The 13,053-nt window shown below is 69.5% G+C and carries 15 protein-coding genes; 10 read left to right on the top strand and 5 right to left on the bottom strand.

The window, feature by feature from the left end:
• The 10 genes from AC2VOR_RS10865 to AC2VOR_RS10820 form a co-directional block, all read left to right on the top strand.
• Window positions 1-478: GDP-mannose 4,6-dehydratase (locus AC2VOR_RS10865; protein ID WP_486963774.1), on the top strand; the 478-nt coding region annotated here is incomplete at its 5' end.
• A complete protein-coding gene (rfbC, locus tag AC2VOR_RS10860; RefSeq protein ID WP_369740488.1) occupies window positions 475-1,083 on the top strand; it encodes a dTDP-4-dehydrorhamnose 3,5-epimerase in 609 nt (202 codons plus the stop codon). The genes AC2VOR_RS10865 and rfbC, both read left to right, overlap by 4 nt.
• A gap of 135 nt (window positions 1,084-1,218) precedes the next feature.
• Window positions 1,219-2,649, top strand: coding sequence for a PecA family PE domain-processing aspartic protease (locus AC2VOR_RS10855; RefSeq protein WP_369740489.1), 1,431 nt, complete (start codon window positions 1,219-1,221; stop codon window positions 2,647-2,649).
• 52 nt (window positions 2,650-2,701) lie between these two features.
• Window positions 2,702-3,376, top strand: a complete 675-nt coding sequence (locus AC2VOR_RS10850; protein WP_486963773.1) for an ATP-binding cassette domain-containing protein — start codon at window positions 2,702-2,704, stop codon at window positions 3,374-3,376.
• Window positions 3,373-4,149, top strand: a complete 777-nt coding sequence (locus tag AC2VOR_RS10845; protein WP_486963772.1) for an ABC transporter permease — start codon at window positions 3,373-3,375, stop codon at window positions 4,147-4,149. The genes AC2VOR_RS10850 and AC2VOR_RS10845 overlap by 4 nt, the downstream gene beginning before the upstream one ends.
• A gap of 5 nt (window positions 4,150-4,154) precedes the next feature.
• Window positions 4,155-5,531 carry a PecA family PE domain-processing aspartic protease gene (locus tag AC2VOR_RS10840; RefSeq protein WP_486963771.1) on the top strand — a complete coding sequence of 459 codons (1,377 nt, stop codon included), beginning with the start codon at window positions 4,155-4,157 and terminating at the stop codon, window positions 5,529-5,531.
• Between the two features lie 138 nt (window positions 5,532-5,669).
• On the top strand, window positions 5,670-7,190 hold the full coding sequence (locus AC2VOR_RS10835; protein WP_369740494.1) for a CoA-acylating methylmalonate-semialdehyde dehydrogenase: 1,521 nt from the start codon (window positions 5,670-5,672) through the stop codon (window positions 7,188-7,190).
• A gap of 13 nt (window positions 7,191-7,203) precedes the next feature.
• Window positions 7,204-8,379, top strand: a complete 1,176-nt coding sequence (locus AC2VOR_RS10830) for an acyl-CoA dehydrogenase family protein (protein WP_369740495.1) — start codon at window positions 7,204-7,206, stop codon at window positions 8,377-8,379.
• A 9-nt stretch (window positions 8,380-8,388) separates the two neighbouring features.
• Window positions 8,389-9,282 (top strand): 3-hydroxyisobutyrate dehydrogenase, encoded by an 894-nt coding sequence (gene mmsB, locus AC2VOR_RS10825; RefSeq protein ID WP_369740497.1) that lies wholly within the window; start codon window positions 8,389-8,391, stop codon window positions 9,280-9,282.
• Window positions 9,283-9,347: 65 nt separating this feature from the next.
• Window positions 9,348-9,716, top strand: a complete 369-nt coding sequence (locus AC2VOR_RS10820; protein WP_486963770.1) for a SpoIIAA family protein — start codon at window positions 9,348-9,350, stop codon at window positions 9,714-9,716.
• Window positions 9,717-9,753: 37 nt separating this feature from the next.
• Here AC2VOR_RS10820 and AC2VOR_RS10815 read toward each other — a convergent pair whose 3' ends face one another.
• Genes AC2VOR_RS10815 through AC2VOR_RS10795 form a run of 5 tightly spaced genes read right to left on the bottom strand, consistent with a single transcriptional unit; the run spans window position 9,754 to window position 13,003 of the window.
• Window positions 9,754-10,260, bottom strand: coding sequence for a MarR family transcriptional regulator (locus AC2VOR_RS10815; RefSeq protein WP_369740500.1), 507 nt, complete (start codon window positions 10,258-10,260; stop codon window positions 9,754-9,756).
• 19 nt (window positions 10,261-10,279) lie between these two features.
• Window positions 10,280-10,996, bottom strand: a complete 717-nt coding sequence (locus tag AC2VOR_RS10810; RefSeq protein ID WP_486963769.1) for an anti-sigma factor family protein — start codon at window positions 10,994-10,996, stop codon at window positions 10,280-10,282.
• 43 nt (window positions 10,997-11,039) lie between these two features.
• Window positions 11,040-11,579, bottom strand: a complete 540-nt coding sequence (locus tag AC2VOR_RS10805) for a sigma-70 family RNA polymerase sigma factor (RefSeq protein WP_369740503.1) — start codon at window positions 11,577-11,579, stop codon at window positions 11,040-11,042.
• A gap of 55 nt (window positions 11,580-11,634) precedes the next feature.
• Entirely contained in the window at window positions 11,635-12,438 is an 804-nt protein-coding gene (map, locus tag AC2VOR_RS10800) for a type I methionyl aminopeptidase (protein ID WP_369740504.1), read from the bottom strand.
• A 19-nt stretch (window positions 12,439-12,457) separates the two neighbouring features.
• On the bottom strand, window positions 12,458-13,003 hold the full coding sequence (locus AC2VOR_RS10795; protein WP_369740505.1) for an adenylate kinase: 546 nt from the start codon (window positions 13,001-13,003) through the stop codon (window positions 12,458-12,460).
• Between the last annotated feature and the right edge of the window lie 50 nt (window positions 13,004-13,053).

Below are 13,053 nucleotides of genomic sequence, written 5' to 3'. Positions count from 1 at the left end.
CTGCTCCAACAACTACGGGCCGTATCAGCACGTGGAGAAGTTCATCCCGCGCCAGATCACCAACGTGCTGACCGGGCGCCGCCCGAAGCTGTACGGAGCGGGCACCAACGTCCGGGACTGGATCCACGTCGAGGACCACAACAGCGCGGTGCGGCGGATCCTGGACAAGGGCGAGAACGGCCGCACCTACCTGATCGCCGCCGAGGGCGAGCGCGACAACCTAACGGTGATGCGCACGATCCTGCAGATGATGGGACACGACCCCGACGACTTCGACCACGTCCCCGACCGCGCAGGCCACGACGTGCGGTACGCCATCGACCCGACGTCGTTGCACAACGAATTGGGTTGGGCGCCCAAGCATGCCAACTTCGAGGCGGGCCTGCGGGCCACCATCGACTGGTACCGCGAGAACGAATCGTGGTGGCGGCCGCTCAAGGACGGTGCCGAAGCCCGCTACGAGGAGCGTGGTCAGTGAAGGTTCGCGAACTCGACATCCCCGGCGCGTGGGAGATCACCCCGACCATTCACGGCGACTCTCGCGGGTTGTTCTTCGAATGGCTCAAGGACCGCGACTTCACCGGCTTCGCCGGTCACCGCCTGGACGTCCGGCAGGCCAACTGCTCGGTCTCCTCGGCCGGTGTGCTGCGCGGCCTGCACTTCGCCCAGGTGCCCCCGAGCCAGGCCAAGTACGTGACGTGCGTGCGGGGCTCGGTGTTCGACGTCGTCGTCGACGTCCGGCTGGGCTCACCGACGTTCGGGAAATGGGACTCGGTCCTGCTCGACGACTCCGAACGCCGCACCATCTACATCTCCGAAGGACTGGCGCACGGTTTTCTTGCCCTGCAAGCCAATTCGACGATCATGTACCTGTGCTCCTCCGAGTACAACCCGGAGCGCGAGCACACCATCAGCGCGACCGATCCGGCGCTGGGGATCGACTGGCCGTTGGTCGACGGGGCGGCTCCCAGCCTGTCGGACCGGGACGCCGCGGCCCCCAGCTTCGACGAGGTGCGCGCGTCCGGGGTGCTGCCCACCTGGGAGGAGAGCCGGGCCTTCATCGACGGCCTGCGAAACGGATAACCGCGCCCGACGCCGACCGGGCACGCCGGTGAAAACCGGCTATTTCCGTTAAATTCGCCGACGGCAAGATCTACCATTCGTTCATCGCCGGGTCGGGGGGCGACAGCTCGATGGCAATGGCGCTGGAGGGGTCAGATGTCGTTGGTGATGGCGGTGCCGGAATTCCTGGCCGACGCGGCAGACGATCTGGCGACGCTGAGCTCCGCGCTCGATGCGGCCCACGCGGCGGCCGCCGGCCCCACGACGCGAATACTGTCGGCCGCCGCCGATGAGGTGTCCACGATGGCTGCGCAGGTGTTTTCCCTGCATGCGGCGCGGTTCCAGGCGTTGGGCGCCCGCGCCGCGGCTTTCCTCGACCAGCACGTGCAGGCGCTGCAGGCGGCCGCGGACGGCTATGCCAACACCGAGGCGGCCAGCGTCCCGCAACTGCTGCTGGAGCTGGTCAACGCGCCCACCAACACGTTGCTCGGGCGTCCGCTGATCGGCAACGGCGCCAACGGATACACCACCAACCAGGGCGTGGGAACGCCGGGCCAAGCAGGCGGAATCCTCTACGGCAACGGCGGCAACGGCGGGAACAGCACCGGGCTCGGGGCGACCGGCGGTGCCGGCGGGTCCGCCGGGCTGTGGGGCAACGGCGGAAACGGCGGGACCGGCGGGCCCAACGCCGCCGGCGGTGCCGCCGGCCGGGGCGGATTGCTTTTCGGCGCAAGCGGTCTCGCCGGTGCGGCCGGCCCGACCGTTCCGGTGACCTCCGTGCCGCTGTCGTATCAGGGCGGGCGCCTGATCGCGGACGTCTCCATCGCCGGCGGCCCCAGCGTGCCGGTGATCGTCGACACCGGCTCGATGGGTCTCATCGTGCCGCCCCAGGATGTCAACGCCCAGAACCTGGGCGCGATCACCGGGTTCAGCAGCGTCACCTACGGGGAGCCCGGAAACTACCTGACCGAGTATTACGACACCTACAGCGCGCCAATCAATTTCGGTAACGGATACGTCACGGCGCCGACCACCGTTGCCGTTGTCACCTCGGTGGTCTCCAACGGCTACACCTATTCGGCGTCGCAGGCGCCCGCCATCCTGGGCGTCGGGGTGAACGCCGGAGGCCCGCTGGGCACGAGTCCGGTGACGGCGCTGCCCGGCAGCCTCGGCCGGGGCGTGCTGCTCGACGAACCCAGTGGAGTGATGGAGTTCGGGGCAAACCCGCTGCCGTCCTACGGCTCCGTGACCGGAGCGCCGGTGACCACCCTGGACGTGAAGATCAACGGCGGAACCATGCAGTCGACCGGTGACGCGTTCATCGATTCCGGCGGCCTGTACGGGGCCGTCCCGACAGCGCTCAACCCGCCCACCGACGCCTACGGGTACGTGCAGCCCGGAACCCAGATCTCGGTCTACAACACCGGTGGGACGCTGCTGTACAGCACGACGACCGCCTCCCAACAGATGTCCGTGGTGTCGAGCGCGGCCGGCGGCGACTTCAACACCGGCGTCACCCCCTTCCTCGAGGACCCGATCTACCTCTCCTACACCACCCCCGGCGGGTCGATATCCTTCGACACCTGACCCACCGGCCTCGCCGGCTCCACCCCCGGCCGGGAACGGATGAGAAGCTGTCGTGGTGGACCAGACCCCGGTGTTCGAATTCGTCGACGTCGTCGTGGAGCGCGACGGGGTGCGGGCGCTGGACGGGTTCACCGCCGCGGTTCCCGGCCGGGGCGTGACGGCGATATTCGGCCCGTCCGGTGCGGGCAAGTCGACCATGCTGCGCCTGTGCAACCGGCTGGAGCTGCCGACCGGTGGACGAGTGTTGTTTTGCGGCAACGACATTGCCGAGCTCGACCCGTTGGCGTTGCGGCGCCGGGTGGGCATGTGCTTCCAACGTCCGACGCCGTTTCCCGGCACCGTGGCCGACAACCTGCGGGTCGCCGACCCGGGCGCCTCCGACGCGCGGATATGCGAGACGCTGGAGCGCGTGGCGCTGACCGGCCCGGGGACCGGGTCGTGGCTGGACCGGGACGCCGGCGCGCTGTCGGGCGGGGAGGCGCAGCGCATGTGCCTGGCCCGCACCCTGATGGCGCGACCGCAGGTGCTGCTGCTCGACGAACCGACCTCCGCGGTGGACGCCGAGGCGGCGCGCGTGATCGAGCGCGCGGTGCGCGATCTGGCCGACCGCGACGGCATCCCGGCCATCTGGGTGACCCACGACGCCGCGCAGGCCGCGCGGGCCGCTGATCGGGTGCTGCGCATCGAGGCGGGCCGTTGCCTTGGCCTGGGACCGGCGAAGCGGTGAACGGGCAGGTCGGCTGGGTCGGGCTGGCGACGTCGCTGTCGCTGGTCGCCGTGGCGGCGGCGGTGTCGCTGTGGCAGCGACTCGGCCTGGAGCGGCAGGTGCTGTGGGCGGCGGCGCGCGCCCTGGTCCAGCTGCTGCTCGTGGGCGGCGCGCTGACGTTGCTGTTCGAGCCGGGCCGTTCGCTGTGGTGGTCGTGGGCGTGGATCGCGGGCATGGTCGCCTACGCCGGGGACGTCGCCCGCCGCCGCGCCCCGGAGGTACCTCGGTTGGCGCCACTGGCGATCGTCGCGTTCACCGCGGCCGCCGCGATCACGCTGGGGGTCATCTTCGGGCTACGGGTGTTCCCCCTGCAGGCGCGGACCGTGGTCCCGATCGCCGGGATGATGATCGGCAACTCGATGACGGCCATGGTGCTGGTCGCCCGGCGCCTGGTCGACGAGCTGCGCGACAAACGCGACGAGGTCGACGCCCGGCTCGCCCTCGGGCAACCGTCCCGGCAGGCCGCCGCACCGTACCTGCGCATCGCGTTGCGCTCGGCGATCAGCCCGCAGATCGAAACCACGAAAGCCACCGGGCTGGTTTTCCTGCCGGGCGCTATGACCGGGCTCATCCTGGCCGGGGTCCCGCCCGTGCAGGCCGTGCTCGTGCAGGCGGTGGTGATGTTCCTCATCTTGGGGTCGGTCGCGGCCACCACCGTCGTGGTCGCCCTCGGCCTGGTGCGCCTGGTGTTCACCCGCGACCACCGCCTGCTGCCGCTGGGTCGCCGCCCCTAACCGAGTTGACAAGTACGTTAATTGCCAGCGAAGACGATGACTTTTCAGGTCAGCGCGGGACAGGCGGGGCCGGCGGCACCGGTGGGTTGCTGTGGGGCAACGGCGGCACCGGCGGTTTCGGCGGGACGGGCGGGGCCGGCGGCGCCGGTGGCAACGCGCTGCTCTTCGGCAACGGCGGTACCGGCGGCCAGGGCGGGACCTTCACGGTGAGCCCGGATACCGCTGGCGGCAGAGGCGGTGTCGGGGGCACCGGGGGCTTGCTGTGGGGTAACGGCGGCGACGGCGGTATCGGCGGACCCTACGCATCCGGCGGCGCCGGCGGCAACGCGCAATGGTTCGGTGACGGCGGCACGGGCGGAATGGGTGGGGCACTCGGGAATGGCGGGGTCGGCGGCAACGGCGGGCTCCTAATAGGCGACGGTGGCGGCGGCGGGACCGGCGGCGTCGTGTCCGGTATCGGCGGCAGCGGCGGCCCCGGCAGCGGCCAATTGTGGGGCCACTCGGGGGCGACCGGCGCCGATGGAGGCCCAGCAACCGTGACCCTGACGATGCACGGCACCCGCCCCACTTTGCAGGTGTCGGTGAACGGCGGACCGACGGTGCAAGCAACCGTCGATACCGGATCCGACGCGCTCTTGTTCGCACCCCAGGCCGTCAACCTGAATTCCCTCGGCACGCCGCTCGCGGAGGGTCTGACCTACAACTTCGGCGTGCCGGGTGACCAGACGGTCGTTACTTACAACCTGTATGGAGCCTCACTGAATTTCGGGCATGGGATGCTCACCCAGACAATGGCTGTTGGCGTCATCAGTTCCGAGGTGCACAACGGACGACCCGTCGCCCCCGAGACGCTGATCGGTGTTGGCGCCAACGCGCGCAGCGGCGTCCCATTTGCCACCACCGCCGTACAGGATCTGCCGACCCAGCTCAATCAGGGCCTGCTCATCAACGAGCCCCGCGGCTACTTCCAGTTCGCCAGCACCAACCCGCTGCCAAGCTTTGCCAATGTTCCAGGATCACCCATCACCAGTAACTTGCAGGTGCAGGTAAACAACAGCGATCTGCAAAGTGCCCCCGGCGCATTTATCGACACCGGCGGAGTTGCGGGGAGAGTCCCGAGCAACCTGCTCCCCGACCCGCTCAATCAGCTTGCGCCCGGCACCCCGCTGCCGGCGGGGACGAAAATCATCGTGGAGGCCGTCAACGGCGGTCAAGCGACCGTGCTCTACGAGCAGGTCACCGGCACCGGTTCAGCTGCACCGATTGTCACGTCGGCCAACGCAGGCTTCAACACGGGCAACTACATCTTCGAGCAGATGCCGATCTACCTCTCCTACAACCCCACCGGGACCGGGACAACCTACTTCGACAGCCTCTCCTGATACCTGAGGACGGGCCTGCAGCGCCGCGGGGAACCCCGCTGGCGGTGACCGGGCGCCAAGGCGGCTTGCTGGCACCATAAACATTTACTAGGATTTCCTAGTATCAACCGTCGCCCTCTCGCGTACCCGAGGACACCCATGACCACAACCATCCCCCACTTCATCGACGGGAAGCGCACCACCGGGCAGTCCACCCGCACCGCCGACGTCTTCAACCCCAGCACCGGACAGGTGCAGGCCCGGGTCGCGATGGCCGGCAAGGCCGACGTCGACGCCGCCGTGGCCTCGGCGGTCGAAGCCCAAAAAGGTTGGGCGGCATGGAATCCGCAGCGTCGCGCCCGCGTGATGATGAAGTTCATCGAGCTGGTCAACGACCACATGGACGAGCTCGCCGAGCTGCTGTCGCTCGAGCACGGCAAGACCGTGCCCGACGCGCGCGGTGACATCCAGCGCGGCATCGAGGTGATCGAGTTCGCGATCGGGATACCCCATCTACTCAAGGGCGAGTACAGCGAGGGCGCCGGCCCGGGCATCGACGTCTACTCGCTGCGCCAGCCCCTGGGCGTGGTCGCGGGCATCACCCCGTTCAACTTCCCGGCGATGATCCCGCTGTGGAAGGCCGGCCCGGCGCTGGCCTGCGGAAATGCGTTCGTCCTCAAGCCCAGCGAGCGCGACCCGTCGGTTCCCGTGCGGTTGGCCGAGCTTTTTCTCGACGCCGGCCTGCCGCCCGGCGTGTTCCAGGTCGCCCACGGCGACAAGGAGGCCGTCGACGCGATCCTGGAACACCCCGACATCAAGGCGGTGGGCTTCGTCGGCAGCTCCGACATCGCCCAGTACATCTACGCCGGGGCGGCGGCCCACGGCAAGCGGTCGCAATGCTTCGGCGGCGCCAAAAACCACATGATCGTGATGCCCGACGCGGACCTCGACCAGGCCGTCGACGCGCTGATCGGCGCCGGCTACGGCAGTGCCGGCGAACGATGCATGGCCATCAGCGTCGCGGTGCCCGTCGGCGAACAGACCGCGGAACGGCTGCGCGCCAGGCTCGTCGAGCGGATCAACAACCTGCGCGTGGGACACAGCCTGGACCCCAAGGCCGACTACGGCCCACTTGTCACCGAGGCCGCGCTGGCGCGGGTGCGCGACTACATCGACCAGGGCGTGACCGCCGGCGCGGAGATCGTGGTCGACGGCCGCGACCGTCGCAGCGACGACCTGACGTTCGGTGACGCCAACCTCGAGGGCGGGTTCTTCATCGGGCCGACGCTGTTCGACCACGTCACCCCGGACATGTCGATCTATACCGACGAGATCTTCGGTCCGGTGCTGTGCATGGTGCGCGCGCACGACTACGAAGAAGCATTGCGGCTGCCTTCCGAGCACGAGTACGGCAACGGCGTGGCGATCTTCACCCGCGACGGCGACACCGCCCGCGACTTCGTCTCCCGCGTGCAAGTGGGCATGGTGGGGGTCAACGTGCCGATCCCGGTGCCGGTGGCCTACCACACCTTCGGCGGCTGGAAGCGCTCCGGCTTCGGCGACCTCAACCAGCACGGCCCGGCGTCGATCCAGTTCTACACCAAGGTCAAGACCGTCACGTCGCGATGGCCGTCAGGCATCAAAGACGGTGCCGAATTCGTCATCCCGACAATGGATTAGGGCGCTCGAGTTCATGGAACTTTTCGCGCTCGACGACGACGAACGGGTGATCACCGAGACGGCCGCCGCGTTCGCCGCCAAACGCCTCGCCCCGCACGCCCTGGAATGGGATGCCGCCCAGCACTTTCCGACCGATGTGCTCCGCGAGGCCGCCGAACTCGGCATGGCGGCCATCTACTGCCGCGACGACGTGGGCGGCAGCGGGCTGCGCCGCCTCGACGGGGTTCGCATCTTCGAGCAGCTTGCCGCCGCCGACCCGGCGACCGCCGCGTTCCTGTCCATCCACAACATGTGCGCGTGGATGATCGACTGCTATGGCACCGAAGAACAACGCAAGATCTGGGTTCCGCGGCTGGCCTCGATGGACGTCATCGCCAGCTACTGCCTGACCGAGCCGGGTGTCGGCTCCGACGCGAGCGCGTTGACCACCCGCGCCGTCCGGCAGGGTGGCGATTACGTGCTCGACGGCGTCAAGCAGTTCATCTCGGGCGCGGGCGCCTCCGACGTCTATGTGGTGATGGCCCGCACGGGCGGCCCAGAAAATCCGGGCCCCCGCGGCATCTCCACCTTCATCGTCGAAAAGGGCGCTGCGGGGCTGAGTTTCGGTGCGCCAGAGGAGAAGATGGGCTGGCATGCCCAACCCACCGCGCAGGTGATCCTGGACGGGGTGCGGGTGCCGGCCGACGCGATGCTCGGCGGCGCCGACGGCGAGGGAACCGGCTTCGGCATCGCGATGAACGGCCTCAACGGCGGCCGCCTCAACATCGCGGCCTGCTCGCTCGGCGGCGCCCAGGCCGCCTTCGACAAGGCGGGCGCTTACGTTCGCGAACGACAGGCGTTCGGCTCCGCCCTGATCGACGAGCCGACCATCCGCTTCACCCTGGCTGACATGGCCACCGCGTTGCAGACGTCGCGACTGCTGTTGTGGCGCGCGGCGAGTGCGCTGGACGGCGACGACGCCGACAAGGTGGAGCTGTGCGCGATGGCCAAGCGCTACGTCACCGACGCGTGCTTCGAGGTCGCCGACAAGGCCCTGCAGTTGCACGGCGGCTACGGCTACCTGCGTGAGTACGGGCTGGAGAAGATCGTGCGTGACCTGCGGGTGCACCGGATCCTCGAGGGGACCAACGAGATCATGCGGGTGGTCGTCGGGCGAGCCGAGGCCGCACGGTTCCGGGCCAGCGCGTAGAAAGGCGCCATGACCAACGTTTCCACCGTCGCGTTTTTGGGACTGGGCCACATGGGCGGACCCATGTCGGCGAATCTCGTTGCCGCCGGCCACACGGTGCGCGGGTTCGATCCGGTGCCCGCATCGGCGACGGCGGCGGCCTCGAACGGTGTGGCGGTGTTCGACAGCGCCGCCGAGGCGGTCGCCGGGGCCGACGTCGTCATCACCATGCTGCCCAACGGGGAGGTGGTCAAACGCTGCTACGCCGAGGTGCTGCCGGCCGCTCGGGCCGGTGCTCTGTTCATCGACAGCTCCACGATCTCGGTCAGCGACGCGCGGGAGGTCCACGCACTCGCGCAATCACACGGCGTCGCACAACTGGACGCCCCCGTTTCGGGTGGGGTGAAGGGCGCCGCGGCGGGAACCCTGGCGTTCATGGTGGGCGGTGAGGAGTCCGCGTTGCAGCGGGCGCGCCCGGTGCTGGAACCCATGGCGGGCAAGGTCATTCATTGCGGCGCCGCGGGCGCGGGGCAGGCCGCCAAGGTCTGCAACAACATGGTGCTGGCGGTGCAGCAGATCGCGATCGGCGAGGCCTTCGTGCTGGCCGAGAAGCTCGGCCTGTCGGCGCAGTCGCTGTTCGACGTCATCACCGGGGCAACCGGCAACTGCTGGGCGGTGCAGACCAACTGCCCGGTGCCGGGCCCGGTCCCGACCTCGCCGGCCAACAACGACTTCCGACCCGGATTCGCGACGGCGCTGATGAACAAGGACCTGGGCCTGGCGATGGACGCAGTCACCTCCACCGGTGCGGCGGCCCCGCTGGGCAGTCACGCCGCGCAGATCTACGCCGAGTTCATCGCGTCCGACGCCTCCCGCGCCGACCAGGACTTCAGCGCCGTCATCGAGATGCTGCGCTCGAGCTGACCCAGGTTGCGCGCAACGTCGGAGAGAATTCACTCCGGCGGCCTATGCCCATCAAGGAGTCCCCGATGATCGAATTGCTGCCGGACATGCCGGAGGGAGTGACCGGCATCCGGGTGTCCGGCCGGTTGCGCGGCGACGAACTGCGCGAGATCAAGCCCGCCATGGAGGAGCTGTTCAAAACCGGTGGAATAAGGATCGTGGAAGGCATCGCATCCGATTACGAGGGTTTCGGCCCCGGCGGGTTGGTCGAGGATCTCAAGATGGGATTCGGCGCCGTCCTGCCGCATCATTCGGCCTTCAAGCGAATCGCCGTCGTGTCGGACAAGGAATGGGTCGCCCACATCCTGCATGCGCTGGCGTGGATGGTGCCCGGCGAGCTGGCCGTGTTCGGGCTCGACGACCTCGAGCGCGCCAAGGCATGGGCCGCCGGCTAGCTCGAGCAGCCGACCTGACGGTGGCGATCCACCGCGCTCAAAAGTCGCCGGCGTTGCGCCGCAACGTGTCCACCGCCGACACCAAGGCCAGCGATTCGGTGTCGGACATTCCGATGTCGGCGAACACCTGCTCGTTGAGGGTGACCGTGGCGTCCTCCACCGTCGAGCGACCCAGCTCGGTGATCTGCACCAGCGTCGTGCGCCCGTCGGTGGGGTGCGGCACCCGCCGCACCAACCCGTCGGATTCCAGCCGGCGGATCGCGTGGGTCACGCTGGTGACGTGCACCTGCAGGCGGTCGGACGCCTTGGTGATCGGCAGCGCCCCGGCGCGGCTGAACGCCAGCAGCCGGAGCAACTCATACCGCGAGAAGCTCAGGTCGTAGGGACGCAACGCGTTCTCGACCCGGGCCAGCAAAATCTGGTGCGCGCGCATCACCGAGGTCACCGCGACCATGCCCGGCGCCACATCGCCCCAGCCGGCACGCTCCCAGTTGGCCCGCGCCGCGGCGATCGGATCCCGTTTGGGCGATCTCGAGGCGGTCACACCCTCTTTCTTACCGCGTCTACAACGAACGCTGCAGCAGAACCTGCCCGTTGTCGGCGGAAACCACCTGCACGGCGGCGATCTGGTCGACCGGAGTCGAGATGCTGCCGGCCGGCGTCGCGGTCTGCCCGGGGACGGCCACCCAGGTCGCCAGCCGGGTCTGGCGGCCGTCGCGGCCCACCACCACCATCGCCAGCGTGTCGTGGTGCGCGGTCAGCGGGGCCAGGCACACGCAGTCAAGGTTGATCGACGTCCCCCAGTGCCGGCCGCTGACCCGCACCGTCGAGGTGAGCAGGGTGGTGCCGACCTGCGCCATCGGCTGCGACGACGCACTCACCTGCTGCGGGGGCGCCGCCGAATGACCGTGCACGCCGCCGAGCACGCCGACCCCCAGCACCACGGCCGCGGCCGAGGCGGCCGCCCAAGTGGCCACGCGCGCGCGGCGGCGCCGAAAGCGCACCGCCGCCAGCAGCGAGGGCAGCAGCGCCGGGGACACCCCCGGGGTCGCCATCGGACCCGACTCGCCGAGCGTGGCCACCTCCTCGCGATCCAGCCGGGAAAGCAGGGCCGGCACGCCGCTCAGGTCGGCGACGGCGTCCCGGCACGACCGGCAGCCGGCCATGTGCGCCTCGAATTCGCGGCGTTCGGTGGCGCACAGCGATCCCAGCACGTAGGCGGCATCCCACATCGCGTAGCGGTCACCGGGCGGGCCGATGCCCTCTGGCCGAGCGTTCATCTCATCACTCTCCTTGCTCGTCATGCCTTAGGTTCGTCATGCCTTAGCGGGTGACCCCGAGCTCCTGCAGCGTCAGCCGCAGCGTCCGCACCGCGTAGTGCAGGCGCGACTTCACTGTTCCCTCGGCGATCTGCAGGTCCGCGGCGATCTGCGCCGTCGTCCAGCCGCGGTAGTACGACCTTTCGATCACGGCCCGATGCTCGACCGAAAGCTGGGCCACCGCGTCGGCGATCAACAACCGGTCCAGCGCCGCGTTCACCTCGTCGGGCGTCGACTGCTCGGGCGCTCCGACCTCGTCGGTCGAGGCGACCACGTGGCGGAACCGGGCGCTGCGCCGGTCGTCGATGATCATGTTGCGGGCGACGGTGAACATCCAGGCCCGCGCCGAGCGGTCGGCATCCCCGATGATCTCCGGATGCTGCCACGCCCGCAACAGGGTTTCCTGCACGACGTCCTCGGCGTGGCTCGCGTCCCCGGTCAGCCGCAGCGCGTAGCGCCACAGCACCGCGGCGTGCTCGTCGTAGATCGCCCTCATCAGCGCGGCCTCGGCCGCCGCCGCCCCGGTGCCAGCAACCCGAGCCACTCGATCACCTCCGCTCGGTGAAACGAGCCGACGGAGCGGTTAGTTCACGCGGATCTCACCCAGGCAACGTCAGGATGCGTGGCCCGTCGTCCGTGACGGCGACCGTGTGCTCCCAGTGCGCCGCGCGGGAGCCGTCGGAGGTGGTCACCGTCCACTCGTCGTCGAGCACCACCGTCTTGCCCGTGCCGAGCGTGAGCATCGGTTCGATGGCCAGGACCGAACCGGCCGCCAGCAACGGACCCCGGCCGGGGGCGCCCTCGTTGGGCAGGAACGGGTCCATGTGCATCTGCCGGCCGATGCCGTGGCCCCCGTAGCCCTCCACGATGCCGAACCGGCGCCCGTAGCGACGCTCGGCCGCGCGGGTGCCCGTCTCGATCGCGTGGGCGACGTCGGTGAGCCGGTTGCCGACGACCATCGCCGCGATCCCGGCCTCCAGCGATTCCCGGGTCGCCGCCGAGAGTGCCTCGTCGGCGGGCCGCAGCGGGCCCACCCCGAAGGTGATCGCGGCGTCCCCGTGCCAGCCGGCCAGCACCGCCCCGCAGTCGATGGACACCAGGTCCCCGGGGGCCAGGACTTCGGCGGCCGACGGGATGCCGTGAACGACCCGGTCGTTGACCGACGCGCAGATCGACGCCGGATAGCCGTGGTAGCCCAGGAACGACGGCGTCGCCCCGGCGTCGCGGATCACCGAGTCGGCGATCTCGTCGAGGCTCAGCGTCGACGCCCCGGGCACCGCCGCCGCACGGACGGCGTTCAGGGCGGCGGCGACGACGGCGCCGGCCGCGGCCATCGCGTCCAGCTCGGCGGCGCTGCGCTGCGGCACCACCCGGCGACTGCGCAGTCGTGCCAGCGGTGTCATGGTTCCTCGCCCGGGGTCGCTATTTGCCGAGGGCTTGCAGCGCGCGGGCGAACACCTCGTCCATCGAGCCGACGGCGTCGACGGTCTTGAGTTGGTCGCGGTAGTACTCCAGCAGCGGCGCGGTTTCCTCGCGGTACACCTTCATCCGGTTGAGGATGACGTCGTCGGTGTCGTCGGCGCGGCCGCGCGCCTTGAGCCGCTGCAGCAACTCGTCCTGCGACACCCGGAACTCGAGCACCGCGTCGATGTCGGTGGCGCGCCGTTCGAGCATCTCGTGCAGCGCCTTGGCCTGCTCGAGCGAGCGCGGATACCCGTCCAGGATGAACCCGTCGGCGGCGTCCGGGTCGTCGAGCCGGTTGTCGACGAGCTGGTTGGTCAGCTCGGCGGGCACCAGGTCGCCGGCGTCCAGGTAGCGCTTGGCCTCCAGCCCGAGTTCGGTGCCCTCGCCGATGTTGCGCCGGAACAGGTCGCCGGTCGAGATCTGCGGGATACCCAGCTTCTGAGCGAGCTTCTCGGCCTGCGTGCCCTTGCCCGCCCCCGGCGGCCCCAGCAAAACGAGTCTCACTTGAGGAACCCTTCGTAGTTGCGCTGCATGAGCTGACTCTCGATTTGTTT

The sequence above is a fragment of the Mycobacterium sp. TH-M103 genome, assembly GCF_057473785.1.
The sequence above is the reverse complement of the archived record's forward strand: the minus strand, read 5'-3'. Positions and strand labels throughout refer to the sequence as shown.